A 26,727-nucleotide genomic window follows, 5' to 3' on the forward strand; every position below is an offset into this window, starting at 1 on the left:
ATCTCATAATTCGTTCAACTACTCATGCAAAGCAGGTGACGTATGGAGAAAAAGCAGACAGAACCTTTGCTGGAAGTCTCTAACCTAGAAGCTGGATTCCGCATTAACAAACAATTTTATAATGCGGTGGATGGTGTTTCCTTTTCGGTTGATCCTGGCAAAGTGATTTGTATCGTTGGAGAATCAGGGTGTGGAAAGAGCGTCATGTCGTTATCTATTATGGGATTACTACCAAAGGAAACAGGAAGAGTGGCTAATGGAAGCATTCTTTTCCAAAATAAAAATTTGGTGGGACTCACAGCGGATGAATTGAATAAGATACGTGGAAAAGAGCTGGGTATGATCTTTCAGGAGCCTATGACAGCCTTAAATCCCGTGTTTACGATCGGTTTCCAAATAGAAGAGGTTTTGTTCAATCATCTGAAAATTTCGAAAAGTGAAGCGAGAACTCGTTCTGTTGAATTGCTTTCACATGTTGGAATCCCGCGACCGGAAAAACTGGTGGACCAATATCCTCATCAGCTTTCGGGAGGAATGAGGCAACGGGTCATGATCGCCATGGCGATTGCATGTCAGCCAAAGCTACTGATTGCCGATGAGCCTACAACTGCCTTGGACGTTACGATTCAAGCACAGATTTTAGAACTATTACGCGACATTCAATCGAAGAGCGGGATGTCTGTCATGCTGATTACACATGACCTAGGAGTAGTAGCTGAAATGGCAGATGAAGTAATGGTCATGTATGCCGGTAAAATTGTGGAGCAAGGCAGTGTGGACCAAATTTTCTATGAGCCGAAGCATCCATACCTACAGCTCTTGTTAGAATCTATTCCAAAGCTCGATGAAGACAAAGACCGACTGTATTCCATAAAGGGGATAGTGCCGTCGCTGGTCAACATGCCAAGGACAGGGTGCAGATTCGCTTCCCGATGTCCAATGGTCATGCCAGAGTGTACCGCGGTCTCGCCAGAGCTAGGCGATATTGGTGATTCACATAAAGTCCGTTGCCTACTTTACCCCCAAAGCCAACCTAACGAAATTGCGGAGGCGTCGCTATGAACCAAACCACTGCTGATACAAAAAGCAAGACGTTGTTAGAAGTTAAGAACCTAAAAAAATATTATCCCATCACAGGCGGGTTATTTAAACGAAAAATTGGAGAAGTGAAGGCAGTCGACGATATTTCCTTTGTCCTAAGAGATGGAGAAACACTGGGACTGGTAGGGGAATCTGGCTGTGGAAAATCGACAGCAGGACGAACCATTTTGCGGTTAACCGATCCGACAGCAGGGAGCATTCACTTTGATAATAAGGATATTACAAGCATGAAAGGCAAACCGCTATGGGATACTCGTCAGCATATGCAGATGGTTTTTCAAGACCCCTATGCTTCCCTAAATCCTAAGATGATGGTAGGACATCTGGTAGCTGAACCAATCCGAAATTACATCAATCGACCGGAAAAAGATATAAAAGCTGAAGTAATGGAACTGCTTATACGTGTTGGGTTACCAGAAGAGGCTTATTATAAATACCCTCACGAATTCTCTGGTGGTCAACGTCAACGGGTTGGCATTGCAAGAGCATTAGCACTAAAGCCTAAATTAATATTGGCAGACGAGCCTGTTTCGGCTTTGGATGTATCAGTCCAATCGCAGGTCTTGAATCTTTTACAGGATTTGCAGGAGGAATTTAAATTATCCTATTTGTTTATCGCTCATAACTTAAGCGTTGTTAAGCATATTAGTGATCGGATAGGGGTTATGTATCTCGGGCGGTTGGTTGAAATAACCGATAAGCATAGCCTGTATAAAGAGCCATTGCATCCGTACACACAAGCGCTACTATCTACCATTCCTGTACCAGATCCACGAGCTAGATTCAATCGCGAGCGAATTATTTTACAAGGGGATGTTCCTTCACCAGAGAAGCCGCCTAGTGGCTGTGCGTTTCATCTTCGCTGTCCATACGTGAAGCAGGAGTGTAAAGAGATAAAACCAAGCTTAAAGGAGGTGAGTGAAGGACATCAGGTTGCTTGCCATTTATATTAGTCAACTAACTCTAATCAAAATATAGTAAGGGGGATTTATTACATGAAAAAGAAAAATATGATGGTCCTATCAGCTCTTTTAGCTTTATCGATGGGCGTAGTAGGCTGTTCTAAGCCGGCTAATACAACACAAACCAAATCAACTGAGCCAACACAAGCAACTGCCACTGAACAGCAGCCTAAGGATGGTGGAAAAATTGTCTATGCTTATGAAAGTCCGTTTCAAGGCTTATTGGATCGTGGCTTTTATGAAGGAGATGACGACGATCGCATCCTGCGCTTTATGACAGACTCCTTGCTGGATACAGGAGATGATTTAAAAACCTATGCGAAAATCGCTTCTTGGAAAGAAAGTCCCGACCATTTAACCTATACGTTTACCTTTAAAAAGGGGGTAAAATGGCACAATGGTGATGAGTTAACGGTAGAGGACTGGTTATATGCCTTTGAGGTAATCGGGCATAAGGATTATAAAGGCTCACGCTATTCTAATGTAAAAATGATTGAAGGAATGGATGAATACAATAAAGGAACTGCAAAAACCATTTCCGGTGTAAAAATTATTGACCCGTATAATATTGAAATCAAACTGAAAAAGCCGATGGTGAATTTCTTAGATAATATTTGGTCGAATCCAATGCCCAAAAAATATTATGCAGGCATTTCTGTAAAAGACCTCCCAAATTCTCCAAAAGTTCGTCAGCAGCCGATCGGACTTGGACCCTTTAAAGTGAAAAAAATTCAACCAGGTGAGTTTGTTGAATTAGAACGCTTTGATGATTACTGGCAAGGCAAACCTCATTTGGATGGGATTATATATAAAATTATTGATGGAAAATTAGCAAATAGCTTGTTGAAAAAAGGCGAAGTTGACATTATGGCAATTCCGCGTTCCCAGGTTAAAGAGATAGAAAAAAATGATAATTTGATATTGAAGGAACAGGATGAGCTTGCGTATAGCTATATTGGATTTAAGCTAGGTCACTGGGATGAAAAGCAAAGGAAAAATGTAATGGATAATCCGAAATTTGCTGATAAGCGGTTACGTCAAGCAATGGCCTATGCACTAGACCGTAAGGCGTTGGCTGAGGCGTTTGAAAATGGCAAGGCTGAACCGCTTAACTCACCAATGCCACCTGTAAGCTGGGCAAAGGTTCCGGCTGATCAAATTAATGCGTACGAATATAATCCTGAGAAAGCAAAGCAATTGCTTGATGAGGCTGGATATAAAGATAGTAATGGGGATGGATTCCGTGAAGATCCTCAAGGTAAGAAATTCACAATTAACTATGATGCGATGACACGTGATGAGACTGCTGAGCCTCGGGCACAAGCAGTCATGCAATTCTGGAAAGAGGTAGGCTTGGATGCAAAACTAAATGGTGGAGCATTAAAAGAATTTAACCTATTTTATCGAACAGTCGAAAAAGATGAGCCAAGTGTTGAGGTGTTCGCTGGAGCTTGGTCGTTAGCAAATGATCCTGATCCAACAGGCTTATGGAAAACAGATGATCTCTGGAATTTTCCTCGATGGGTAAATCCAGAATCAGATAAATTGATTGAAGAAGGAATCAGTGAGAAAGCTTTTGATGAAAATTATCGCAAAGAGGTTTATTATAAGTGGCAAAAATTGGTTAACGAAGAAGTACCGATGATTATCATGCACGCTCGAAAGGATATCACTGCAGTCAACAAACGTCTACAAGGTGTTCGCACCAACTCCTTTACGAATCAAATAGATACTCATAAATGGTGGGTTACCAACTAAAACAGCTGTAGAACAAGGGGAGTGTACGAATGGTTGCGTTTGCGCTGCGGAGATTTTTAACCATGATTCCAATTCTGATTCTGATCTCCATTGCGGTGTTCACCCTGGCAAAATTAATGCCAGGGGACGCCCTTTCGGGGAAGATTGACCCTAATAATGCCAATCCCGAGTATATAGCCAAAATGCGAGAATCGCTAGGATTTAACGATCCCATTCCCGTTCAATATGGCCGTTGGGTTAGTGGTTTTTTATGGGGAGATTTAGGTGACTCGTTTAATCATAAAATGCCAGTTACTCAACTGATTGGCGAGCGGTTACCGAATACTATTTTCTTAATGAGCATGTCTTTGGTGTTTACTTATCTGGGTGCTTTGGTGATGGGGATGATTGCAGCCCGGCGTCGATTTACGTGGATCGATAATATCATTGTGACGCTAAATTATATTGGATATGCCATTCCATCGTTCTTTGCAGCTATTGTATGCATCTATGTGTTTGCTATTTTATTGGGGTGGGTGCCTGCGAGCGGTTCTATCGGTGTGGATGTCGAGCAGGGAAGCTTATCTTACTATTTGAGTAAAGTAGGGCATACGATTCTGCCCGCTGCTGTGCTTGGTCTATTTAATACAGCCGCCTACACTCAATTTTTGCGCAACGACATTATTGAAGGCAGCAGTAAGGATTATGTACGTACGGCTATGGCAAAGGGTACGGGTGAATCTGCTATTTATAACAAGCATATTTTGCGTAATTCTCTTATCCCGATGGTAACATTTCTAGGACTTGATATCGGTAACCTGCTAGGGGGAGCGGTAATAGTCGAGACCATCTTTACCTATCCTGGACTGGGACAACTCTTTATCAACTCCATTAACAACCGAGATTATTCTGTCGTTATGTCGATCACGATGCTGTTAACCTTTATGGCGCTATTAGGTAATCTGATTGCGGATTGGTTATACAGTGTTGTTGATCCACGGATACGATTGAAATAGGGAGGAAAGAGATATGGAACCCGTTATTACACCCAACAGTCTAGAAGCTTCTGCTCATCAAGGGAAGCGTCAGGGAACTTCACCATGGGCGATCGGAATGCGCAAATTTGCAAAAAATAAGCTAGCAATCGCTAGTATTATTTTCTTAGCAGTGATCTTTCTGATCTGTTTTTCAGCAGATTTTTTAACTCATTATGATCCCATTAAAATTGATATCCGCAATATAAACCAAGCCCCTAGTTCTGAGCATTGGTTAGGGACAGATAAGGGGGGACGTGATGTTTATACACGACTTTTATATGGCGGACAAATTTCGCTGACAATTGGTCTTTCCATTACGTTATTTGTCGTTATCTTCGGTACTCTGATAGGGTCTGTGGCTGGTTATTTTGGCGGATTGGTAGATAATTTATTGATGCGTTTTACGGATTTTATTATTACATTTCCGTTTCTCATTTTTGTTATTGTATTGAACTCAGTCTTTACGGCCTCGGGTGTACTAACACTTATTACAGTAGTCAGTGTACTTAGCTGGGGCTCTACTGCGAGGATGGTACGGGGTAAGATTTTAGCGGAAAAAGAGAATGAATATGTGCATAGCGCTATCTCAATTGGATGTACGCCTGCACAGGTTATTATCAAGCATATTTTACCTAATGTGATCTCCACTATCATTGTACAGGGGGTTTATTTGTTGGCTTCCATGATCGTAGTAGAGACAGGACTTAGCTTTTTAGGCTTTGGTGTTCCTTCTAACGTACCGTCTTGGGGGAATATCATGTCAGATGCAGTCTCTCCGGAAGTCATTGAACAACAATGGTGGATTTGGCTGCCAGCAGGTGCTTGTATTACATTGACAATTTTAGCGATTAACTTCGTAGGAGAAGGCTTGAAGGACGCTTTTAATCCAAAATCTCTGCGTTAGCCTAAAATAAAAAATTCTTCGGATGAAGCCTTTCTCACTTTGTTTCTCTTTAGAGGACGCAGAGTGAGAAGGGCTTTTGTGCTATACTAACGGTAATCATTTCTCAGAGCGAGGATACAAATATGAAAGAGCTGTTATTACGTTTTCATGCAAGCGAGCAACAAGCAGGGCGCAGTTTACGAGAGGTCCTACAAAAAGACTATGAGATATCTCGCAAGCTGTTGATCCGGGCTAAATTCAGCGGTGAGATACAGATAAATGGAGAACTTGCTTTTGTAACACGAATTGTAGAAGCAGGAGATATTATTACAATCTGGATGGATGAGGAAGAATCTGAAAACCTTGAGCCTGAGGCAATGGATTTACAGATCCGATATGAGGACGAGGATGTTTTGGTACTAGCAAAGCCTCCTGGAATAGTAGTCCATCCAACTGGCATGCATGTGACAGGAACCTTGGCAAATGGTGTCATCCATTACTGGCAGCAAAAGGGAGAGCGTCGTAAATTTCGTCCAGTGAGCCGATTGGATAAGGATACGACTGGGCTAATTATTATTGCTAAAAATCAGTGGGCCCATGATCGATTCTCACGTATGCAAAAAAATCGAAGCCTAAAAAGACGTTACCAAGCCCTCGTTCATGGACGTGTAACCCCGCAAAGTGGAGTAATCGACGCACCTATTGGCCGCAAAGAGGAATCCATTATAGAGCGTGAGGTTCGCCCTGATGGACAGCAGGCGGTGACACATTATCAGGTGTTGAAAAGCACAGATGATCTAAGTTATATTCAGCTACAATTAGAAACAGGACGAACCCATCAGATACGTGTCCATATGAGTTATTTAGGTTATCCATTGCTTGGAGATGATCTATATGGGGGAAGGCGTGAGCTTATTGGCAGACAAGCGTTACATGCCTTTGAGCTACGCTTTCAACATCCGCGTACTGGTGAGGAAATATGTCTAACAGAGCCACTTCCAGAAGATATGCAGAAAATCGTAGAATGTTCAGAATAGTTCTAGTCAAAATGATTCGTTTGCTTTATTATGGAAGAAGGAGGGGAAGGGATCATGACAAATGTGCCCCTGCCTCGTTATACAGACGATGCTTACATTTTAGCCACAGGATTTGCCCAACTGCCTAAGGGAACACCTTTGACAGATAGCCAAAAGATGTTTGCCTGTTCTTTAGTGATGGATAGTCGAACAGACCTTGTGGTTGATGCATCATTTACTTTTTTAATGGGGTTAAATGAAGAATTTATTCGGGGCTTGGTGATCGGTGCATCCCTGCCAGCAGAATGGGAAAAGCTGCAGGCAACCATTCGGAAGCGTGCTTTGGTACCGACACAGGGAACAGTGCTTCAAGCTCTCCGCTCTGCATTGGATCGATATTTGGAAGGTAAACAGCAGGTCTAAGTTATCTTAGTAGTTAAAAAGATAGCAGAGTGACACTGGGTGTTTATGGGGGATAATCTTAAAAAGATTTTTCTCGGTCAAGTAAACATAAGCCAGTTGTTCATACTGCCATACAATAAGTGACTTGAAAGGAGTATTCCTTTTGGTTTTTTTGTGTGGCTTTATGTGCAACTGGTTTTTTTGTTTATGAAAAAAATGGGAGGTGAAGTCGTGAAGCTAGTTAGCTATCAACGAAAAAAAGAGATCACAACGGTAGAAAATCAGGTCGAATGGCGGGCTGGCTTGTATGTGGGGAAGAAAGTTATGGACATAGCTGATACAGTGGAGGGGGCTCCATCAACCATGCAGGGCTTATTAAATGAATGGGACAAATGGTACCCATGTTTACTTGAACAACAGCTAACCGAGCATAAAGAGATGATTCCTTTGGAAGAGATACAGTTAGGTGCTCCTATTCCTCGCCCCCCCAGCTTTCGAGACTTTTATGCATTTGAGCAGCATGTAAAGACGTGTCGAAAGCGTAGAGGCCTTGAAATGGTTCCAGAGTGGTATCAGTTACCTGTTTTTTATTTTTCAAATCCAGCCGCATTTATCGGAACAGAAGCCAATATCACTAAGCCTAAGCAAACAAAGTCTCTTGACTACGAATTAGAGATTGCCTGTGTCATTAGTAAAAAAGGGATAGATATCCCCATAGAAAGGGCAGATGAGTATATTGCCGGCTTTATGATTCTAAATGACTGGAGTGCGCGTGACATTCAACGTGAGGAAGTGAAAGTGGGACTTGGACCTGCTAAGGCTAAGGATTTTGCAACCTCTACAGGCCCCTGGTTGGTTACTGCTGATGAGTTAGGCGGTCGTATGATTCCCTCCTCAAATGGAAATCGTTATGATTTGCAAATGACAGCAAGGATAAATGGCAAGCAATACTCGCGCGGAAATTTTGTAGATATCTATTATACATTTGCTCAAATGATTGCGCGTGCTTCCGAAGCCTGTTTTTTGTACCCTGGAGATGTTATTGGCTCCGGTACAGTAGGCAGCGGATGCTTATTAGAATTAGGTGGTGGAGAACAATACAATTGGCTACAGCCAGGAGATGTTGTTGAATTGGAGATCGATCATCTAGGTACTCTGCGAAATACTATTATAGGAGCATAAGGGAGGAATGTTTCATGCCATTTTACGTAAAAATGGGCGAGGTGCCGCAAAAACGCCATACCACATTTTTTAAGCCAAATGGTGAGCTGTACCGTGAGCAACTGATGGGCACAAAAGGTTTTTCTGGGATTCAATCCATTTTGTATCATCACAACCCTCCAACACAAGTGACGGAAGTAAAGAAAATAGCTACAATTGATATGCAATATGTGGAACGCGAGGAGTTACGTCACCAGCACTTTCTGAGCTTCAATGCACCACAAGGGGGAGACCCTATATTAGGCCGTCGTTACTTATTGGGAAATGATGATGTGGTAATGGCTGTTTGTTCGCCAACTGAGGAAATGGATTATTATTATCGTAACTCGGAAGGAGACGAGGTCGTCTTCGTTCATAAGGGCGAGGGAGAGCTTCAAACCATCTTTGGAACCATTACGTATCGACCGGGCGATTATTTAGTTATCCCGATTGGTACGACTTATCGAATTGTACCCTCAACGGAGGATACGCGTTTTCTTGTGATTGAGTCTCAAAATGAAATTGTTCCGCCTAAGCGTTATCGAAACGAGCACGGTCAATTGTTGGAACATTCGCCATTTTGCGAGCGGGATATACGAGTGCCGGAACGATTGGAAACACATGTGGAGGAAGGGAGCTTTGAAGTTCGAGTCAAACAAAATCACACATTATATAGCTATACATTTGATTTTCATCCGTTTGATGTGGTTGGATGGGATGGCTATTTATTCCCCTATGCGCTGAGTATTCATGATTTTGAACCGATAACGGGCCGCGTGCATCAGCCACCTCCAGTTCATCAGACATTCGCTGGTCAGAATTTTGTGATTTGTTCCTTTGTCCCCCGTTTATATGACTATCATCCGGAGGCTATTCCAGCACCGTATTACCACAGTAACGTAGAGAGCGATGAAGTTCTGTATTATGTGGATGGCAACTTTATGAGTCGCAAAGGTGTGGTAGAAGGCTCCATAACTCTGCACCCTATGGGTATTCCACATGGACCGCATCCAGGTAAGATCGAGGCAAGCATTGGTAAAAAAGAGACGAAGGAATTAGCGGTCATGCTAGATACTTTCCGTCCGTTAAAGGCAACAAGGCAGGCGCTCGCACTAGAAGATACAGCTTATATGTATAGCTGGCTACCTGTAAAGAAATAGGGGAAAAAGGAGGCATGGCGTGTGGAGCTACGAATAAGCGAGTTAGAGAGACAGGAAAAATATAAATTACTGATAGGTGGCATCATTCCGCGTCCGATTGCCTGGGTTACATCGCATAATCCAGCAGGTGTGGTAAATGCAGCCCCATTTAGTTATTTTAATGTTGCTTGCATTGACCCGATGATGATTTCCATAGCGGTTTCGCGAAAACCAGGGCAGGTGATGAAGGATACAGCTCGGAATATCTCGGAAACAAAGGAATTTGTCGTGAACACAGTAGATGTGCATAATGTTGCGTTGGTAAATGAAACCTCAGCCGACTTTCCAGCGGATCAAAGCGAGGTAGAGGCGCTAGGACTTGATCTGACTCCTTCTCAAGCAATCAAAGTACCAAGGTTAGCGTTATCTCGCATTCATTTTGAATGCAAGCTACATCAGATTGTTACATTAGGTGAGCCTGCCGCTTCCGATTTAATCATTGGCGAGGTTGTACATGTGCATATAGATGATTCTATGTACTTTAACGGAAAAATTGATGCTGAAAAATTTGCTCCTGTCAGCCGTTTAGCTGGACATACGTACGCCACGTTAGGCGAATTGTTTGATCATCCTCGACCTGTATACGATCCTAAAAAATATTGATAAATAGGAAAAAGGCACCCTCTGAAGTGAGGATGCCTTTTGTATTATTTGAGTTCAATGCCTGCTAGCCATTTTTCTACTATTTCTGGGTGAGCGTCAACCCATTCCTTGGCAGCATCATCGGGCTCGACGCCTTCCTGAATACGAACCATTACTTGCGCCATATCTTCTGGAGTCCATTTAAACTGGCGCAGGAATTGATAAGCATCCGGTAAGTCCTCTTGCAATCCTAAGCGGACGATCGTGTGGATTTGTTCGTCTTCTCCAAATGATTTTTGAGGATCGTCAAGATACTTTAATTTCATTTTGGCGAACATCCAATGTGGTGTCCAGCCTGTAACAACAATTGGCTTTTGCTGGCTGTACGCTTTTTGTAGCTCAGTAGCCATTGCCGCGGATGAAGCCTCCATCAAAGTCCAGTCTGTTAGATGATAATCCTGTAGCATTTTAGTAGCTGCTGACATCAGACCAGCTCCGGGCTCAATCCCAATAATTGTTGCTTTCGTAGCATCTTTTATATCAGAACGTCTTAAGTCATCAATAGACGTGATATTCATATATTCTGGAACAACCAAACCAAGTCGTGTACCTTCTAAATTTGCCCCTAGGTCTTCTACTTGATCTTTGTTTTTAGCGTAGAAGCTAGCATGCGTTTTCGGTAGCCAAGCAGCAACAAGGGCATCAGCGCTCTTGGTCGCAACGCCTGTCCACATTGGACCTGCTTCGACCTGTAACATATTAACCTGATAACCTAACTTTTGTTCTAACACTTGTTTTACTACATGCGTACTAGCAATTTCAGAATCCCATGCTACATAGGAAAGGGTAATGTTTTTGGCAGTGCCACCATTACCAGCAACACCATTTACGATACTAGAAATAATTAAAATGGCGATTGAGGCTAAAATGAAAGGTCTACGATATTTTATCGCAGGCTTTGCAGATTTCTTCTCTTGTCCTTTAATGAGCGTTTGGGTAAATCGATCCAAAATAATCGCTAGAATAACAACAGCAATCCCGGCTTCAAAGCCTACGCCGGTTTTTGTTTGCGTAACGGCACGGTAAACATCTGAACCTAAGCCTTGTGCCCCAATCATGGATGAAATAACAACCATCGACAGCGATAGCATAATCGTCTGATTAATCCCAGCCATAATGGAAGGGATGGCTAATGGCAATTGCAGCTTGATTAATTTCTGCATCGGTGTGGAACCAAATGCATCTGCTGCCTCTACTAAATCCTCAGGTACTTGTCGAATCCCTAAATTTGTTAGTCGAATAGTTGGAGGAATCGCAAAGATAACAGAAGCAATAACACCAGGTACTACGCCGAGTGAGAAGAACGTAACCGCTGGCAGCAGATATACGAATGCTGGCATGGTCTGCATGAAATCTAAAATGGGTGTGACAATGCTTTGAGCCGTATTTTTCTTTGCGCACCAAATCCCAATCGGCACCCCAAGAAGAATGGAAATCATGGCCGCCGTTAGGACCTGGGCTAACGTCATCATTGTTTGTGGCCAATAGCCAAGGTTGTATATGAGGAGTAAGCCCAATAAAGAAAAGAGAGCCATTCTCCAGCGTGCTACAAAATAAATGATCAGGGAGAACAACACGATAAAGAGCAGAGCAGGAATATTCATAAATAGCCACTCAAAACCGCTAACCAACCCGCCGATAATAGCACTAATTACTGCAAATAAAGGACCAAAGGAAGCATCAAACCACGCTTCTAATGATTCAATCCATGAACCTAAAGGAATTTTAAACATATTCATTATACTGTTTCACCGCCTTCTGTGTTGCCGGAGAGTGCGGCTAGTACGGCTCCGCGGATGATAATTCCCTGCAAGCGATTTCCCCCATCTACTACTGCTACAGGGACTCGGGTAGAGCTTACGATATCAAATAGTTCATTGAGCACTGTATCGGGGGAGACAGTAGGAACCTCTTCCTTTATTAGAATATCTGCCAGCTTTTTCCCCTCTTTAACTGCCTGAACGGCATCATCAGCAGTAATGGCCCCAAGTAAACGTTTGTGAGTGTCTACTACATATAAAGTCGATACCCCGCGTTCTTGCATAAATTGCAAAGCAACACGCGGTCCGCGTTCCAAGGTAATCGTTTCAGGGCGTTTCATAACTTGAGTAGCTGTAAGTACCTTGGACAGGTCAACGTCCTCTACAAAGCGTTCTACATATTTATTAGCCGGGTTGGTCAAAATTTCTTCCGGTGTTCCAACCTGGACGACATTTCCATCCTTCATTAAGGCAATACGGTCACCAATCCGTAATGCTTCATCCAAATCATGCGTGATAAAAATAATGGTTTTTTTCATTTTTGTTTGTAATTCTAAGAGCTCATCTTGCATCTCTTTGCGTATCAAAGGATCAAGAGCACTAAACGCTTCGTCCATCAACAAAACATCAGGATCATTGGCTAAACCGCGAGCAAGACCGACACGTTGCTGCATACCGCCGCTAAGCTGATCAGGTAAGGAGTTTTCCCAGCCTTTTAAACCAACCAATTCAAGCGATTTCATTGCTTGTTCTTGTCTTTTTGCTTTAGGTATTCCCGATACTTCTAAACCATACTCTACATTTTCTAAAACTGTACGATGTGGAAAGAGAGCAAATTTTTGGAAAACCATTGTAATATTTTTACGTCGAACTTCGCGAAGATCTTCTTGATTTAAGGATACGATGTCCTTTCCATTAATAAACACATGGCCATCTGTCGGCTCAATTAGACGATTCAATAGTCGCACTAATGTGGATTTACCGCTACCCGACAGCCCCATTATAACGAATATTTCTCCGGCCTCTATCGAAAAAGAAGCTTGATTTACCCCAACCGTCATTTTTGTCTCTTTGAAGATTTTTTCTTTTGTCCAGCCCTCTTTGAGCAGGGGGATGGCTTTTTTTGGATCACGGCCAAATACTTTTGTTAAATTTTTGACTTCAATAATTGGCATGAAGACACTCCCTTCTTCTGGTAATTTCTTTCTTTTGCTCCCAGAGAAAACGTTCAATTTTGTAACGAAACGCTCCGGTAAGTGTATGAAAAATGTATGAACAAGAGCAAACAGGAAATAACTTGATCAAGTACGTACAGAAAAAACTTTACGCACTTTATGTACAGTATACTCCATTTTTCGTAAAATTTCACCTATACCCAGTCCTTTACTAGGGTATGGTTGCCTCCTACAATAAAATCGATATAATGAAAGATGAAGTTTGACCTGTCCTAGGAGGTAAGCAACAATGGATGAATTTGAAGGACTTCCTGAAGAGCTTCAGGTTGCCGTTCAAAAAACGCGCCATCGTATGATTGAAACGGTTGGTAAAAACATGGATTTATTTGGAGTGACCCAATCTGTTGGTCATTTGTATGGCATGATGTACTTTTCGCAAGGGCCAGTTACTCTTGACGAAATGGGCAAGCAAATGGGGATGAGCAAAACCAGTATGAGCACTGGAATGCGCACCCTGATTGATCTGAAAATGGTCAACAAAGTTTGGAGCAAAGGTTCTCGTAAAGATCTTTATGAAACGGAACCAGATTGGCATCAAAATCTGGGTGATTACTTTTCGATACGTTGGCGCAAATCAATGGAAAGCAATGTGCATCATTTGCACAAGTCCCTCAGAGAACTACAAGTTCTGTTAGATAAGTACGGAGATAATCCTCAAGCCTACAATTTAATTAAGGGTGACATGCTTAAAATGCAGCATGCGCTGTCTTATTATAAGTGGTTAGAAAAATTGATCCGTTCCTTTGAAACAGGTGAGATATTTACTTTCATACCTAAAGAGGAAGAATAATACGCCAAAACAAGTGTAGCGCTGAGGGAGTCCTTAGCGTTTTTTGTTTGAACAAAAAATACTAATTTATTTGTACCCATATATGGCTTATTAAAACACCCTTACGCACCGTTTTTTCTAAAGCCTGCTGTTATTTTTGATAGGGTGAATTTGAATTATTCGTCAAAATGAATTGTTTTGTCCCAAACAGACCTCCGTAATCGGACACGGATTCAGGTCTGACAATCAGATCATAATCTGTGCCACTTCCTGAATTAACCGGCATTCCATACGGTGTAAAGTTATTTTGATTTGTTGCTGTTTGTGGATGGCTTTGTAAAAAATAGACATGCGGATTAGATTTAATGCTAGTCGGTACACCTTGAATTTGACTTGTATGGCTCCTATTACAACCAGCTATAGACAACAATCCTAACGTACTGATAAGCAATACGGTTATCGCTTTTCTCTTACTCACATTGATCACCTCCTCAATAGCGTGAGCAACCTGATTCTTTTTATGCAAGCCTGTCTCCGCCTGTAGACGGAGGAAAAATCCCACTCCAGCCAGTTTTGAACAAAAGCTGATTTCGATATCCTAGTATTATCAAGAACAGGTATATATATTGAGAGGGGATGCGCCTATTATGAATCGTATCTATCGGTCCCAATCTGATAAAAAAATCTTTGGGGTTTGTGGCGGTTTCGCTGCTTATCTAGGAATTGATGCGACATTGCTTCGTTTGGTAACCGCTGTTGTCACCTTTTTTACAGGGGTACCACTATTGCTGTACTTCTTGCTCGCTTTCATCATGCCCAAGGAGCCCATGTGGGAGCAGGCACGCTATCAGCGTCCACAGCCTGAATTTGCATCAGGATTTCACCAAGAACCTTTCTATGAAAAAGCAAACTATGATAAAGGTTTAGATCAGGAAATGGAACGATTGGAAAAAGCCGCAATGCGTCAAGAAATAAAACGGCTGCGTGCGGAATTAGAAAAATATCAGTCCTGATGGCAAAGAAAATGGAAACAATATGCTGTCGTTGCATATGATGTAAGGTGGTTCGTTGGATCTTACATAGGGAGGGAAACGATAGTGTATATCGGTGTTTTTGATATGCAAGAGCGCCTAGATCAAACACGAAAAATGCTTCGGGATAAAAAGCATTTGCTTAAAATGCTAGAGGAAGATATTCGTGGTTTAGAAAATGATGTTCAGGTGTTAGAAGAGATGCTGACAACATGTCCATCGGATACAACCAAATAATGACATGCAAAAGAGGCACAAGAAATTATGTGGCCTCTTTTGGGTTTAAAGAGAAGTATATATATCCTTTAAAGCTGGCAATACATAAGGTTATGGACAGAAGGTTGATTCCTTGGGCAGTTTGGGAGATAATAGTTTCTATACTGTAGGATGAGGTGGAAGGTAATGTCAACGACTGAACTATTGTTAAAGACGCATTTTGAAGGGCGTGTATTGCGAACGTTGCAATCCTATTTCCGTCGCAATAACGACGTACTTTTAAAAGAAAGTCTAATCGCGACCGGTTTAGAAAAAGAAGACGTTGAACATGTCATGGCGATGATTTATGACAAACATACGGTTAGCGAAATTATGGTAGTTCTCCGTGAACGTAATGCATTTGCTCGCGACCAACAAGCGGAATAAACTCAGAAAAGGAACCAGCGCATCAAGGAGCGTGGTTCCTTTCTTTTTTATGAGAGCCCAATAAGAACAAGGCAGGCTGAGCATTAGTATGCAACCAATAGTGGTCAAGGACGTCATATTGGGTAGAAAAGATAACTTGAACTTACTTGCTAAGATTTGGCACGATATATAGAGAAAGGAAAGGGAAGACCTGAATGAATGAATTTATTAATCATTTTGGCGGATATATCTCACAATATGGATACTTTGCTCTCTATGGACTATTCTTTTTTGGCTTGATTGGCTTGCCTGTTCCTGAGGAGACGCTTTTGGTGTTTTCGGGGTTTTTGGTATCTAGGGGAGATCTGCATTTCCTACCAACCTTTTTAGTCTGCTATCTAGGCTCCATAAGTGCGATGACAGCAGCTTATTGGATTGGATTTAAATTGGGGCATCCTTTTATAGAAAAATACTTGAAGCGTTTCGAAAAAGGGTATCGAATGTATAAAAAAACGGAAGAATGGTTTCAACGTTTTGGGAAGTGGGCCATTCCCATTGGCTATTTTTTGCCAGGGATTCGTCAATATACCGCTTATTTTGCGGGTATCACAGAGCTGCGTTTTCGTACTTTTGCTATTTTAGCCTATGCAGGAGGGGCTTTTTGGACTGCTTTGTTTGTTAGCTTGGGCTTCATCTTAGGTGAGAGCTGGGAGAGAGTCTTTCAATTGGCTATTAAAAAAGTGACCATTTGGATTCTCCTTATCTTTATCGCAGTGGTTCTTGGGGCATATGTGTATCAACGCGTTCGGAAAAAAAGAGCAGGAGGAAAACCAAATGAATGAGGAGCAAATTATACTGATACCAAAAAATCATCAGCGATTTTATGATAAGCTAAGAGAAAAAGTGGAGAAGTTCATTCGTAGCAAAGGTATGCCGGAGGGTTCTACTCCATATCTTTTACTTGCTCCTGATCTATTTGTGCTTTTGGCCAGATTGCTGGTGGACAAGCGAGTGGCTACGGGAGCGAAGGCTATAGCAGCGCTTGCCGTTGCTTACTTTATTTCGCCTGTAGACTTAATTCCTGAGGCTTTGATAGGCCCTATTGGTTATTTAGATGATATAGTGCTAGCGGTATATGCCTTACACAAGATTCTTAGCAACACGGAGCAGGTCATCGTCCAGGAGCATTGGAACGGGAAAGAAAACCTGCTACAGGTGATTACGGATGTTATTTCGAAAGCGGATGAATTAGTAGGGACTCATATCCTGAAGAGGATTGATGCCCTACTATTCCACAAAACAAAGGGGAATTAGGTATGAAATTTTTGGCTGATTATGTGGAGGGAGAACGCGTAATCGCCTTTTGTCTCGTTAAAAGTAGAGAGATTGGCGTTGCTAGTAACCAGAGCGAATATATGAATCTAGAGATTGGTGACAGATCTGGTAGCTTGCCTGCAAAGATTTGGGATGTTACCGATGAGCTTAAAGAAAATCTTCAAGTAAAATCGATTATTAAAATTGATGCACAGGTACAAATGTATCGCGGTAAAAAGCAATTAGTCATTCAACGTGTACGTCACGCTACTCCTGCGGACGAGGTTGTAATGGAATCGCTAGTCCCTACCTCCAAATATGCTGTAGATGAATTATGGGGACGGCTGGAGAGTCATATATCAGATATTCAAAGCCCTACATTGAGAGCGATTATCTCACATCTGATCGGGAAGGAAGATGTGTATGAACGGATGCGCTCTTTTCCTGCGGGCGTTCGAATGCATCATCATTATTATTCAGGCTTATTAGAACATGTAGTCTCTTTATTAGATTTGGGTAAACGCTTGCTGCCGCTATATCCACAGGTAGACCGTGATGTGCTGCTGACCACCTGCATCTTGCACGATATTGGCAAGCTGTATGAGTTATCTGATCCGGTAGCCCCAGAATATACCACTCCAGGACAGTTGATTGGTCATTTGGTCATGGGAGTAGAAATGGTGACGAAAGCATGTATAGACTTAGCTATTCCATTAGATGATAGTGAAGTATTGCATCTGAAGCATTGCATTTTAAGTCATCATGGCGATTTGGAAATGGGATGGGGAAGCGCTGTGTCAGGTAAGACACCTACTGCTGTTATTTTCCACTATCTTGATCAAATTGACAGTAAAATGAACGCGCTAGGCAATACCCTACAGGAGATGTCAGAAGAGGAAGAATGGCATTATGCACCTGTGTTAAAACGGAAGGTGTGGAGAGGCTTTTAAGCAATTCTCCAATTAAATGTGTCTGTTTATTAAAAAAGCTGATGTAGGCGGGTTCCTACCTCAGCTTTTTTGACGAGTAGCGGATACGGGAGGTTGAAGCAATACCTCCTCTTCTATCCTTCCTGAACGTAAGCGTAAGATTCTATTTCCCAGCTTGTACGCTTCTGCCTCATCATGTGTGACTAATAAGACGGGAATATTCCAGAGCTGATGCAGGCGAAGCAATTCGTCCTGACACTCTGCTCTTGTTGCAGGATCTAGGGCTGAGAGAGGCTCATCTAAAAGCAATAAATCTGGTTTGACTGCTAGAGCGCGGGCCAATGCTACCCGTTGCTTTTCTCCGCCTGAGATATTAGTAGGAAAGCTTTTCCGCAGATGACGAATCCCGAGCGTTTCGCAGATTTGCTCTAGGAAGGCTTTGTCTACAGCCTGTTTTTTTGAATCAATCCCGTATAAAATATTTTTTTCAACAGTCATGTGAGGAAACAAGGCATAGTCTTGAAAGACATAGCCGATATTTCGTTTCTGGGGAGGAACGCTACTTACCGGAGTGCATAGTTCTTGTCCATGTAATGAAATTAGAGCCGCATCCGGTGTGAGCAATCCAGCGATACATTCCAGAATGCTGGTTTTACCTGAACCAGATGGGCCAAACAGGACAACAATTTCGTTATGAACAGTAAATGATACTTCTAATGCGAAATGCGTACGTTGTTTCATGATCTGAACCTGTAGCATGGAAATACCTCATCTACGTAAAGTGACTTTTTTAATCTTTAAACTGCGTATGACGATTTAATGTATGTTTACTCCACCAGTTAAGCCAGAGTATGGTACTAAAGCCTATGGCAACGATAATAGCGACCCAAAAGGCCGCGATCTCCATACGTCCACCCTCCACGGCAAAATAGATGGCGATCGGAAGTGTTTCTGTTTTCCCAGGAATATTACCAGCTAGCATGAGTGTTGCTCCGAATTCACCAAGCGCTCTGGCAAAGGAAAGGACAAGTCCAGCCAAAAGCCCGGGCCAGCATAACGGAAACGTGACAGTCCAAAAGACCCTCCAAGTAGAAGCACCAAGCATAATAGCGGCTTGCTCATAGCGCCGATTCATATTTTGAAAGGCGGCATGGGCGGCCTGATACATCAGGGGAAACGAGACAACAGCAGAAGCGATCACCGCTCCTACCCAAGTAAATACAATTTGAAATTGAAAAGCCTCCAATAAAAATTTTCCGATTAACCCGTTTTTACCAAACAGTAGAAGCAGACCAAAGCCTACGACAGTGGGAGGAAGCACGAGAGGCAATAGAAACAATGCTTCGAGAATGCTTTTGCCAAAAAATTGACGACGCGAGAACCAATAGGCGATAAATAATCCACTGATAAATACAACAATAGTCGAAATCCCCGCTACCTTCAATGACAGGTAGAGCGGGGAATAAGAGATGTCAGGCATAAAAAAGTACCCTCACTTTAATTTGCTTTGCCCATATGTAAGCTTGAAAATCGCTTATTTTACAGGATGAAAACCGTATTTCTCAAAGGCAGCCTTCGAAAAATCAGTGGTTAGGAATGTTAAAAATTCTTGAGCTTCCTTTTGATGCTGTGTAGCTTTTACCAAGGAGGCCGGGTAGACAATAGGGCTATGCCAATCTTGCTTGGCAGTTGCTAGGATTTTGATCTTATCAGATGTAAGTGCATCGCTTTTATATACGACACCCAACTCAGCATTACCTGACTCAACGTAGGTTAGAACTTGACGAACATCTTTTGCATACACCATGTTCGGCTTCATTTTTTCCCACAGACCTAATTTTGTCAAGGCTTCCTCTGTGTAACGACCGACTGGGACAGAGCTTGGTTCACCAATCGCAAACTGCTTACCTGTTTCGGGTGTTATTTTCTCAAATGAATCAATGGAGATGGTACTTTCTTTAGGAGCAATTAATACCATTTCATTCGTAACTAATTCAGTTTGGGAATCCTCGATGATCAGGCTTTTATCCTTTAACGTCTTCATATCCTTGGAACTAGCGGAGATGAAGAGATCGCTTGGGGCTCCCTGTTCAATTTGCTTGGCAAGTTTACCTGAACCACCGAAGTTATAAGTCAATGTAATTTCAGGATGCTTGGTTTCATACTCTTTTTTTACATCTTGTAGCACATCGGTCATGCTTGCTGCAGCAGACACAAAGATTTCTGTTTTGGTTTGCGGGGATTTCGAATCACCAGTAGGTTGAGTGGCTGATGGAGCCGGAGTAGAACAGCCTACAGTAGCAAGTAATAAGGAGAAGCTGACCAAACTGCTCAGGAAGCGTTTTTTCTTGCGTGATGTTAACATGAAAGACTCTCCTTCGATATAAGTAGTTATAATTAGTTATATTTAGATATAACTAATTAAGAACATTATAGCTTGGATTCCTAGTTATGATAAGATATTTTTACTAGTAAAGATTTAATACTTGAAAAGGAGGCTATCAATGACGCAAAACATCTCCTATACGACTGAAGAGGTTGCTAATATTTTGCGAGTATCCAAGCTGACAGTATATGACCTCATAAAAAAGGGAGAGCTGTCTGCTTATCGTGTTGGTAGACAGATGCGAGTAGATGCAAGCGATCTGGAATCCTACAAGCTAAAAACAAAATCGAAAAAAGCTGCTAACACCACCTCCTTTTCACAAGTAGGAAAACCTATCGCAGCAGATAAACCATCGTCTGGTGGGATTCAATCCATTATTATTAGTGGACAGGACATGGCACTAGATTTGTTAGCCTCTCAGCTAGAAAAGCAAACAGGCAGTATAAGAGCGCTTCGTTCCTACCAAGGAAGCTTAAATAGCTTGGTCTCTCTTTATCGAGGAGAAGCGCAGATTGTAAGTACACATCTTTTTGACGGTGACAGCGGGACCTACAATTTGCCTTATGTACAGCGCGTATTAACAGGTCGACCATATCTGATTGTTCATATGATGGCTCGCCAAGCAGGTCTATATGTAGCAAAGGGTAATCCCTTACAGCTACGGGCGTGGTCTGATTTACAAAAGTCAGGAGTCAGAATAGTCAATCGAGAGGTTGGTTCTGGAACAAGGGTTTTATTAGATGAGCAACTGCGTCTTCATCAGATTGATCCAGCCAGACTATCTGGGTATTTTAATCATGTAGAGCATAGTCATTTAGCAGTCGCAACGGCAGTCGCGAGGGGAGCCGCAGATGTAGGGATTGGCATTGAAAAAGCTGCAAGAATTGTAGACGTGGAGTTTATTCCTTTAATTCAAGAGCACTATGATCTAGTTATGCTGGTTACGGAACAAAATCATTATTGGATAAACAGTCTCCTGAAATTGCTACAAAGTGAAGCTTTTAAACAAGAACTACAGGCTATCGGGGGCTATGATGTAACGCTCACGGGTCAGATCAAGCTGAAGGGGCCTATTCATTCTTGGTGATAAATTACTTTACAAATGATCAAAATCCCGTTATTCTATAGGATATAACTTGATACGAATGTGTTATGGAGGAGCCTGTCATTTGATGGGCTCTTTTTGTCGTTTTTTACATCCAACTTTTGGATAATATAACAAAATAAACTTCAGGGGAAAGAAAGAGAGGTTATCAAGTGGATAATCAAGCATTATTAGCAATTGCGATTTTTCTCATTACCTACGCTTTTATTATCAGTGAAAAACTGCACCGTACAATTGTTGCGATGGCAGGGGGATTGCTCATGATCCTCACGGGTATCGTTACCCAGGAGGAAGGAATTCATCATATTGATTTTAATACATTAGGCTTATTAATCGGAATGATGATCATCGTGAGCATAACAGCACAAACTGGTGTATTCACCTTCGTAGCCATTAAAGCCGCTAAAGCGGTAAAGGGCGATCCGGTTAAAATCCTGATTGCATTAAGCTTAATTACAGCTCTGGCATCAGCTTTGCTGGATAACGTAACAACCGTTCTACTCATGGTGCCTATCACATTTAGTATTGCACGTCAGTTGAATGTAAACCCGATTCCTTATCTGATTAGTGAGATCATTTGCTCGAATGTAGGGGGAGCCGCGACACTGATTGGTGATCCGCCAAATATCATGATTGGGAGCGCTGTACCGGAATTGACCTTTATGGCTTTCCTCATACACATGGCTCCAGTCATCGCTATTATTTTAGTCGTTGTCATTATTTATTTGTTACTCGTTTATCGAAAAGGATTACAAACAACTCCAGAATTACAGCAAAAACTGATGCTACTAGATGAAAAACAGGAGCTAACGAATCCTACTTTATTAAAAAAATCATTAACAGTGCTTGCCTTAACGATTATTGGCTTTGGCTTGCATGGTGTATTTCATCTAGAATCTGCCACGATTGCATTAGTGGGCGCGTTCTTATTACTCCTTTTAACAGGAGAGCATTATCTAGAGGAAGCTTTGCTGAAAGTAGAATGGAATACAATCTTCTTCTTTGCCGGATTGTTCATATTGGTATCTGGTCTGGTAAACACAGGTGTTATAGCTTCCCTAGCTGAAAAAGCAATCGAATTTACACAGGGCGATACATTGAAAACATCTATTATCATACTGTGGATGAGTGGAATTGCATCTGCCTTTGTTGATAACATTCCATTCGTAGCGACAATGATCCCTATGATTAAAGAGATGGGAAGCCTTGGAATTACGAATTTGGAGCCGCTATGGTGGAGTCTGGCCCTTGGCGCTTGCTTAGGGGGGAACGGTACGATCATCGGAGCTAGTGCTAACGTCATTGTTGTAGGAATGGCTTCGAAAGAGAAATACCCAATTAGCTTTGGGATGTTTTTCAAGGTTGCTTTCCCGATCACGATTATTACGTTGATCATATCTCACATATATGTGTATCTACGTTATTTCTTCTTTGCTTAATATTATGTAGATATGTTTAAAAAACCATCGAAAGAGGCGAGAGCCTTAGCCGGTGGTTTTTTGCTACTAGTCTGCTTTTATAAGATAATAATGGAGCAAAAAAACATCGATCAGGTAAGGAAGTGGCCAGAGTGTTGCAAGTCACACAAGAACTCGCGCAGGATATTGTTACTCGGATGATGAAGGTCATTGGTTATAACGTAAATGTAATGGATGAGCGAGGTTACATTATTGCCTCTGGAGATAAAAATAGATTACATCAAAAACATGAAGGCGCGGTTATTGCTATAGAGCGACGAGGCCGCTTTGAGGTGTATCCGGAAGATGTAAGGCGTCTGGTTGGTGTTCAGGCTGGAACTAATTTAGTTATCCAATTCCAAAATGAAATAGTGGGCGTGATTGGTATTACCGGTGATCCACGTGAGGTGACGAAGTATGGAGAGCTTGTCAAAATGACAGCAGAGATGTTTCTGGAGCAATCCTACTTACTAGAGCAGGCCAAGCTGGATAAACGATTACGGGAAGATTTTTTGTTGTCCATCATACATTCAGACCATCAGGATCGTTTTTTATGGAAGGAACAGGCAAGGCGGCTGCAAATCGATCTATCCATTAAGAGAGTGGCGGTTGTCATTGAATTAGTGGATACCGGGATTTCTGACGATAGTGCCTACACGACTTTACGTCAAATGGTTGGCTTATTGGAGCTGCGTGATACCATTGAAATGATGGCCATTAAGAATTCAAAACAGATTGTTTTAGTAAAGGAATCACGCCATTATCGGGATAAGGAAGCGATTTGTGAAGGTGTTGAGCAAATATTACAATTGCTAAAAAATCAACTCATTACGCCTATTAAAATATCAGTTGGAAAAGCTTTTTCAGGTGTAGAGGGGCTACGCTATTGCTATGAGTCTGCTCGGGATACATTAGTAGCTGGTAAAGCGATGGCTCCAGAATTAACCGTTTATTACTATGATGATTTTTTAAATGAAACGCTGATGGTCTCCGTACAGGAATCTTGGAAATCAGAAGAGTTGATCAAGGTGTATAAAAATCTCATCACACAGGATAAAAGTGGAGAGCTTCAGCAAACTCTTCACGTTTATATGGAGGAAGAGGGAGAACTGCATCGGATTGCAAAACGGCTTGTCATTCACCGTAATACGCTTAGATACCGACTGCAACGCATTTATGACATCACAGGAAAGGACCCCAAAAGAATCAGTGACTTCCTATCATTACAATTTGCTATGTGGCTCTATAAGCTTAAAAATAAACAAACATAAAAAAGGAACAAATTCCAATTCTACCAATCGAAAGGAGCCTATTGTGCAAATGAACAAAAACTCCCTGTCCGTCAGGCGGGAGTTTTGTTTTTGTGGCTGATGAATCCGCTTACATGAAAGCGCTATGATATAGACGAGATATAGAAAGCATACAAATAGAGCTGAAGTCAGAAGGAGGAGTCACACATGGATGTAACCGTAAGCGTTTTTGGGGCATTAGCGGCGTTGATTGTAGCCATCGTTCTTATTTTGCGTAAAGTGCCGCCTGCTTATGGAATGATTGCTGGTGCCTTGATTGGTGGTGTCATCGGCGGAGTTAATTTACCGGATACCGTTACCCTTATGATTGAGGGAACCAAGGGTGTTATACCGGCTGTCTTACGTATCCTCGCAGCAGGTGTTTTGGCTGGGGTACTAATTGAATCGGGAGCAGCATCCACAATCGCTGAGACTATTGTAAAAAAAGTAGGCGAAACAAGAGCGTTGCTAGCCCTTGCCATTGCAACGATGATTCTGACAGCGGTGGGTGTCTTTATTGACGTAGCAGTAATTACCGTAGCTCCGATTGCGTTGGCGATCGCGCAGCGAGCTGATATATCGAAGATGGGTATTTTGCTTGCGATGATTGGAGGGGGAAAAGCTGGTAATATCATGTCGCCGAACCCCAATACTATCGCGGCGGCCGACACATTCCACGTACCATTGACTTCTGTGATGGCAGCAGGAATTATTCCTGCTCTCATTGGAGTGGCTGTAACCTACATGATTGCCAAAAGACTGTCGCAAAAAGGAAGCAAAGTAGCGGCGAACGAAAGTAGTGAAATTGATAGAAGTAAGCTTCCAAGCTTTGGAACGGCAATGTTAGCACCGCTTACAGCCATTGTTTTACTGGCTTTGCGACCTCTATTTGATATCAATATTGATCCGTTAATTGCTTTGCCTTTGGGGGGGCTTGTAGGAGCAATTGCTATGGGACGCGTAAAAAAAGTGAATCAGTATGCCATATATGGGTTAGGTAAGATGTCAGGTGTAGCTATTATGCTGATTGGAACGGGAACACTTGCCGGAATTATCGCCAATTCAGAACTAAAAGGTGTCATTATTTCTGCCTTGACTGCTTCTGGTCTTCCAGCGTACCTGTTGGCCCCGATTAGCGGTGCGTTAATGTCATTGGCTACAGCCTCTACAACAGCTGGTACGGTGGTAGCAAGCTCTGTATTTGGTAGTACAATCGTTGAACTTGGTGTAAGCTCACTAGCGGCGGCGGCAATGATACATGCGGGTGCGACTGTGTTTGATCATATGCCGCACGGAAGCTTTTTCCACGCTACGGGTGGTAGCATTAACATGGCAATGAAAGAACGGCTACGCTTAATTCCTTATGAGACAGTGATTGGCTTTGTACTTGCTATCATTTCTACTCTGTTATTCGGTATTTTTCAAATTATGGTATGAAAATAGCTAGTACAGCACGCGAGAGGAGAGACAACGATGAAATTCGTGATTGCACCGGATTCTTTTAAAGAAAGTGTAACGGCTATGCAGGCAGCAGAGGCAATTGAAAAAGGAATAAAAGAAGTCTTCCCTAGCGCTGAATGTGTTTTGATACCGATGGCAGATGGTGGTGAAGGAACGGTTCAATCGCTGGTGGATGCTACGGGTGGAGAGATCGTTACTTGCCAAGTTACGGGCCCAATTGGACAGCCTGTAGAAGCATTCTATGGATTATTAGGCGATAAAAAAACGGCGGTTATTGAAATGGCAGCAGCTTCAGGCCTGCATCTGGTACCGCGCGAAGAGAGAAATCCGCTTATTACAACTACGCGAGGTACTGGGGAATTAATTCTCCATGCCTTGGACTCAGGTGTCACACATATCATATTAGGTCTAGGGGGAAGCGCAACGAATGATGGTGGTGCTGGTGTAGCGCAGGCGCTCGGTGTAAGGCTGCTAGATCAGAATGGCGAGGAGCTTGGCGATGGTGGCGGAGAGCTTCATAAGCTTGTTGAAATCGACATTAGCTCACTGGACCCACGCATCCAGCAGGTAACCTTTGAGGTGGCTTGTGACGTCGATAATCCTTTGACAGGACCAAAAGGAGCTTCTGCTGTATTTGGACCGCAAAAAGGAGCGACGACTGAGCAAGTAGCTCTGCTCGATCAAAATTTAGCCCATTATGCGAAGAAATTAAAAGAATACCTCGATAAGGATGTTGATAAAATTGAGGGAGCTGGGGCTGCAGGTGGTCTAGGAGCAGGTGTGCTAGCTTTCTTTCAATGTGAATTAAAACGCGGGATTCAAATTGTAATAGAGGCAACTGAGTTAAGTAAACATGTACAGGATGCTGACTTTGTGATCACAGGGGAAGGGCGCGTAGATTTCCAGACCATTCATGGAAAAACTCCGATTGGTGTAGCCAAGACGGCTAAGCTCTACAATGTTCCAGTAATCGGCATTGCGGGTTGTGTGACTGAGGAGAGTAAGATTGTACACGAGCATGGAATTGATCTTTTATTCCCGATTATTCCTCATTTAGCTCCCTTGGAAGAGATTTTGCAAGAAGGAACCCAAAATATGGAGCGGACAGCGCGCAATGTGGCAATGTCCTTGAAACTAGGAGCATTGTGGCAGAAGAGTAAATAGGAAAACAAAAAGCCCTTCTTATCAGGA

Annotated in this window: 28 protein-coding genes; 22 read left to right on the forward strand and 6 right to left on the reverse strand. The window is 42.4% G+C overall.

The features are described 5' to 3' along the window. Window positions 1-42: 42 nt before the first annotated feature. The 10 genes from O0550_RS22040 (at window position 43) to O0550_RS22085 (ending at window position 10,140) form a co-directional block, all read left to right on the forward strand. Window positions 43-1,062, forward strand: a complete 1,020-nt coding sequence (locus tag O0550_RS22040) for an ABC transporter ATP-binding protein (protein ID WP_003340145.1) — start codon at window positions 43-45, stop codon at window positions 1,060-1,062. Then, window positions 1,059-2,054 carry an ABC transporter ATP-binding protein gene (locus O0550_RS22045; protein WP_181749236.1) on the forward strand — a complete coding sequence of 332 codons (996 nt, stop codon included), beginning with the start codon at window positions 1,059-1,061 and terminating at the stop codon, window positions 2,052-2,054. The genes O0550_RS22040 and O0550_RS22045 overlap by 4 nt, the downstream gene beginning before the upstream one ends. 42 nt (window positions 2,055-2,096) lie before the next feature. After that, entirely contained in the window at window positions 2,097-3,821 is a 1,725-nt protein-coding gene (gene opp4A, locus O0550_RS22050; RefSeq protein ID WP_068793643.1) for an oligopeptide ABC transporter substrate-binding protein, read from the forward strand. A 29-nt stretch (window positions 3,822-3,850) separates the two neighbouring features. Beyond that, window positions 3,851-4,816, forward strand: coding sequence for an oligopeptide ABC transporter permease (gene opp4B, locus O0550_RS22055; protein ID WP_003338690.1), 966 nt, complete (start codon window positions 3,851-3,853; stop codon window positions 4,814-4,816). A gap of 13 nt (window positions 4,817-4,829) precedes the next feature. Beyond that, entirely contained in the window at window positions 4,830-5,741 is a 912-nt protein-coding gene (gene opp4C, locus O0550_RS22060; RefSeq protein ID WP_003340141.1) for an oligopeptide ABC transporter permease, read from the forward strand. Between the two features lie 122 nt (window positions 5,742-5,863). Next, window positions 5,864-6,757 (forward strand): RluA family pseudouridine synthase, encoded by an 894-nt coding sequence (locus tag O0550_RS22065; protein ID WP_258427228.1) that lies wholly within the window; start codon window positions 5,864-5,866, stop codon window positions 6,755-6,757. A 54-nt stretch (window positions 6,758-6,811) separates the two neighbouring features. After that, window positions 6,812-7,159 (forward strand): DUF3870 domain-containing protein, encoded by a 348-nt coding sequence (locus O0550_RS22070; RefSeq protein WP_163245699.1) that lies wholly within the window; start codon window positions 6,812-6,814, stop codon window positions 7,157-7,159. A gap of 210 nt (window positions 7,160-7,369) precedes the next feature. Continuing rightward, window positions 7,370-8,320, forward strand: coding sequence for a fumarylacetoacetate hydrolase family protein (locus O0550_RS22075; RefSeq protein WP_035318221.1), 951 nt, complete (start codon window positions 7,370-7,372; stop codon window positions 8,318-8,320). 14 nt (window positions 8,321-8,334) lie between these two features. After that, window positions 8,335-9,498 carry a homogentisate 1,2-dioxygenase gene (locus tag O0550_RS22080; protein ID WP_258427229.1) on the forward strand — a complete coding sequence of 388 codons (1,164 nt, stop codon included), beginning with the start codon at window positions 8,335-8,337 and terminating at the stop codon, window positions 9,496-9,498. 21 nt (window positions 9,499-9,519) lie between these two features. Continuing rightward, on the forward strand, window positions 9,520-10,140 hold the full coding sequence (locus O0550_RS22085; RefSeq protein ID WP_003338697.1) for a flavin reductase family protein: 621 nt from the start codon (window positions 9,520-9,522) through the stop codon (window positions 10,138-10,140). 44 nt (window positions 10,141-10,184) lie between these two features. Here the strand turns inward: O0550_RS22085 and O0550_RS24440 are convergent, their stop codons facing one another. Beyond that, complete coding sequence (locus tag O0550_RS24440) at window positions 10,185-11,918, reverse strand: ABC transporter permease/substrate binding protein (protein ID WP_276565092.1); 1,734 nt, start codon at window positions 11,916-11,918, stop codon at window positions 10,185-10,187. Continuing rightward, complete coding sequence (locus tag O0550_RS22100) at window positions 11,918-13,114, reverse strand: quaternary amine ABC transporter ATP-binding protein (RefSeq protein ID WP_003340128.1); 1,197 nt, start codon at window positions 13,112-13,114, stop codon at window positions 11,918-11,920. Before O0550_RS22100 ends, O0550_RS24440 begins: the two co-directional genes overlap by 1 nt. A 289-nt stretch (window positions 13,115-13,403) precedes the next feature. Between O0550_RS22100 and O0550_RS22105 the strand changes: the two genes are divergently transcribed. Further along, window positions 13,404-13,964 carry a GbsR/MarR family transcriptional regulator gene (locus O0550_RS22105; RefSeq protein WP_003338700.1) on the forward strand — a complete coding sequence of 187 codons (561 nt, stop codon included), beginning with the start codon at window positions 13,404-13,406 and terminating at the stop codon, window positions 13,962-13,964. A 130-nt stretch (window positions 13,965-14,094) separates the two neighbouring features. On the opposite strand, the gene O0550_RS22110 is transcribed toward O0550_RS22105, so the two are convergent. Continuing rightward, window positions 14,095-14,421 carry a hypothetical protein gene (locus O0550_RS22110; protein ID WP_242401314.1) on the reverse strand — a complete coding sequence of 109 codons (327 nt, stop codon included), beginning with the start codon at window positions 14,419-14,421 and terminating at the stop codon, window positions 14,095-14,097. Between the two features lie 169 nt (window positions 14,422-14,590). Between O0550_RS22110 and O0550_RS22115 the strand changes: the two genes are divergently transcribed. The 6 genes from O0550_RS22115 to O0550_RS22140 all read left to right on the forward strand — a co-directional run bounded on the left by O0550_RS22115 (window position 14,591) and on the right by O0550_RS22140 (window position 17,859). After that, entirely contained in the window at window positions 14,591-14,956 is a 366-nt protein-coding gene (locus O0550_RS22115) for a PspC domain-containing protein (protein WP_003338702.1), read from the forward strand. A gap of 84 nt (window positions 14,957-15,040) precedes the next feature. Beyond that, entirely contained in the window at window positions 15,041-15,211 is a 171-nt protein-coding gene (locus tag O0550_RS22120) for a hypothetical protein (protein WP_003338703.1), read from the forward strand. Between the two features lie 165 nt (window positions 15,212-15,376). Further along, window positions 15,377-15,616: a hypothetical protein gene (locus tag O0550_RS22125; RefSeq protein ID WP_003340122.1), complete on the forward strand. Its 240-nt coding sequence runs from the start codon at window positions 15,377-15,379 to the stop codon at window positions 15,614-15,616. Window positions 15,617-15,810: 194 nt separating this feature from the next. Next, window positions 15,811-16,437 carry a DedA family protein gene (locus tag O0550_RS22130; protein WP_003340121.1) on the forward strand — a complete coding sequence of 209 codons (627 nt, stop codon included), beginning with the start codon at window positions 15,811-15,813 and terminating at the stop codon, window positions 16,435-16,437. Beyond that, the gene (locus tag O0550_RS22135) at window positions 16,430-16,909 is read left to right on the forward strand and encodes a YkvA family protein (protein WP_096888115.1); all 480 of its coding nucleotides are present in this window, start codon (window positions 16,430-16,432) and stop codon (window positions 16,907-16,909) included. Before O0550_RS22130 ends, O0550_RS22135 begins: the two co-directional genes overlap by 8 nt. A 2-nt stretch (window positions 16,910-16,911) precedes the next feature. Continuing rightward, on the forward strand, window positions 16,912-17,859 hold the full coding sequence (locus tag O0550_RS22140) for a 3'-5' exoribonuclease YhaM family protein (RefSeq protein WP_258427230.1): 948 nt from the start codon (window positions 16,912-16,914) through the stop codon (window positions 17,857-17,859). A gap of 60 nt (window positions 17,860-17,919) precedes the next feature. Here the strand turns inward: O0550_RS22140 and O0550_RS22145 are convergent, their stop codons facing one another. The 3 genes from O0550_RS22145 to modA are packed head-to-tail and all read right to left on the reverse strand — an operon-like array spanning window position 17,920 to window position 20,203. Next, window positions 17,920-18,597, reverse strand: coding sequence for an ATP-binding cassette domain-containing protein (locus O0550_RS22145; RefSeq protein WP_258427231.1), 678 nt, complete (start codon window positions 18,595-18,597; stop codon window positions 17,920-17,922). Between the two features lie 31 nt (window positions 18,598-18,628). Continuing rightward, window positions 18,629-19,318, reverse strand: coding sequence for a molybdate ABC transporter permease subunit (gene modB / locus O0550_RS22150; protein ID WP_003338709.1), 690 nt, complete (start codon window positions 19,316-19,318; stop codon window positions 18,629-18,631). 54 nt (window positions 19,319-19,372) lie between these two features. Beyond that, window positions 19,373-20,203 (reverse strand): molybdate ABC transporter substrate-binding protein, encoded by an 831-nt coding sequence (gene modA / locus O0550_RS22155; protein ID WP_003338711.1) that lies wholly within the window; start codon window positions 20,201-20,203, stop codon window positions 19,373-19,375. A 139-nt stretch (window positions 20,204-20,342) separates the two neighbouring features. Here modA and O0550_RS22160 point away from each other — a divergent pair, with 139 nt between their 5' ends. From O0550_RS22160 to O0550_RS22180, 5 genes are all read left to right on the forward strand, one after another. Further along, window positions 20,343-21,311: a substrate-binding domain-containing protein gene (locus tag O0550_RS22160; protein ID WP_003340109.1), complete on the forward strand. Its 969-nt coding sequence runs from the start codon at window positions 20,343-20,345 to the stop codon at window positions 21,309-21,311. Between the two features lie 170 nt (window positions 21,312-21,481). Further along, window positions 21,482-22,768 carry an ArsB/NhaD family transporter gene (locus tag O0550_RS22165; RefSeq protein ID WP_181749226.1) on the forward strand — a complete coding sequence of 429 codons (1,287 nt, stop codon included), beginning with the start codon at window positions 21,482-21,484 and terminating at the stop codon, window positions 22,766-22,768. A 131-nt stretch (window positions 22,769-22,899) separates the two neighbouring features. Beyond that, complete coding sequence (locus tag O0550_RS22170; RefSeq protein ID WP_258427232.1) at window positions 22,900-24,057, forward strand: sugar diacid recognition domain-containing protein; 1,158 nt, start codon at window positions 22,900-22,902, stop codon at window positions 24,055-24,057. A 186-nt stretch (window positions 24,058-24,243) separates the two neighbouring features. Further along, window positions 24,244-25,512: a GntP family permease gene (locus tag O0550_RS22175; RefSeq protein WP_068793635.1), complete on the forward strand. Its 1,269-nt coding sequence runs from the start codon at window positions 24,244-24,246 to the stop codon at window positions 25,510-25,512. Window positions 25,513-25,548: 36 nt separating this feature from the next. Beyond that, on the forward strand, window positions 25,549-26,700 hold the full coding sequence (locus O0550_RS22180; protein WP_258427233.1) for a glycerate kinase: 1,152 nt from the start codon (window positions 25,549-25,551) through the stop codon (window positions 26,698-26,700). The last annotated feature ends 27 nt before the right edge of the window (window positions 26,701-26,727 follow it).

This window comes from Brevibacillus halotolerans, from assembly GCF_026891775.1.
In the GTDB taxonomy this organism is placed as follows: domain Bacteria; phylum Bacillota; class Bacilli; order Brevibacillales; family Brevibacillaceae; genus Brevibacillus_B; species Brevibacillus_B halotolerans.

Excerpts from the sequence above, each read along its gene's own strand:
- O0550_RS22040 (WP_003340145.1), top strand. The coding sequence starts at position 43 with ATGGAGAAAAAGCAGACAGAACCTTTGCTGGAAGTCTCTAACCTAGAA.
- O0550_RS22045 (WP_181749236.1), top strand. The coding sequence starts at position 1,059 with ATGAACCAAACCACTGCTGATACAAAAAGCAAGACGTTGTTAGAAGTT.
- opp4A (WP_068793643.1), top strand. The coding sequence starts at position 2,097 with ATGAAAAAGAAAAATATGATGGTCCTATCAGCTCTTTTAGCTTTATCG.
- opp4B (WP_003338690.1), top strand. The coding sequence starts at position 3,851 with ATGGTTGCGTTTGCGCTGCGGAGATTTTTAACCATGATTCCAATTCTG.
- opp4C (WP_003340141.1), top strand. The coding sequence starts at position 4,830 with ATGGAACCCGTTATTACACCCAACAGTCTAGAAGCTTCTGCTCATCAA.
- O0550_RS22065 (WP_258427228.1), top strand. The coding sequence starts at position 5,864 with ATGAAAGAGCTGTTATTACGTTTTCATGCAAGCGAGCAACAAGCAGGG.
- O0550_RS22070 (WP_163245699.1), top strand. The coding sequence starts at position 6,812 with ATGACAAATGTGCCCCTGCCTCGTTATACAGACGATGCTTACATTTTA.
- O0550_RS22080 (WP_258427229.1), top strand. The coding sequence starts at position 8,335 with ATGCCATTTTACGTAAAAATGGGCGAGGTGCCGCAAAAACGCCATACC.
- O0550_RS24440 (WP_276565092.1), bottom strand. The coding sequence starts at position 11,918 with ATGAATATGTTTAAAATTCCTTTAGGTTCATGGATTGAATCATTAGAA.
- O0550_RS22100 (WP_003340128.1), bottom strand. The coding sequence starts at position 13,114 with ATGCCAATTATTGAAGTCAAAAATTTAACAAAAGTATTTGGCCGTGAT.
- O0550_RS22105 (WP_003338700.1), top strand. The coding sequence starts at position 13,404 with ATGGATGAATTTGAAGGACTTCCTGAAGAGCTTCAGGTTGCCGTTCAA.
- O0550_RS22115 (WP_003338702.1), top strand. The coding sequence starts at position 14,591 with ATGAATCGTATCTATCGGTCCCAATCTGATAAAAAAATCTTTGGGGTT.
- O0550_RS22125 (WP_003340122.1), top strand. The coding sequence starts at position 15,377 with ATGTCAACGACTGAACTATTGTTAAAGACGCATTTTGAAGGGCGTGTA.
- O0550_RS22130 (WP_003340121.1), top strand. The coding sequence starts at position 15,811 with ATGAATGAATTTATTAATCATTTTGGCGGATATATCTCACAATATGGA.
- O0550_RS22135 (WP_096888115.1), top strand. The coding sequence starts at position 16,430 with ATGAATGAGGAGCAAATTATACTGATACCAAAAAATCATCAGCGATTT.
- O0550_RS22140 (WP_258427230.1), top strand. The coding sequence starts at position 16,912 with ATGAAATTTTTGGCTGATTATGTGGAGGGAGAACGCGTAATCGCCTTT.
- O0550_RS22145 (WP_258427231.1), bottom strand. The coding sequence starts at position 18,597 with ATGCTACAGGTTCAGATCATGAAACAACGTACGCATTTCGCATTAGAA.
- modB (WP_003338709.1), bottom strand. The coding sequence starts at position 19,318 with ATGCCTGACATCTCTTATTCCCCGCTCTACCTGTCATTGAAGGTAGCG.
- modA (WP_003338711.1), bottom strand. The coding sequence starts at position 20,203 with ATGTTAACATCACGCAAGAAAAAACGCTTCCTGAGCAGTTTGGTCAGC.
- O0550_RS22160 (WP_003340109.1), top strand. The coding sequence starts at position 20,343 with ATGACGCAAAACATCTCCTATACGACTGAAGAGGTTGCTAATATTTTG.
- O0550_RS22175 (WP_068793635.1), top strand. The coding sequence starts at position 24,244 with ATGGATGTAACCGTAAGCGTTTTTGGGGCATTAGCGGCGTTGATTGTA.
- O0550_RS22180 (WP_258427233.1), top strand. The coding sequence starts at position 25,549 with ATGAAATTCGTGATTGCACCGGATTCTTTTAAAGAAAGTGTAACGGCT.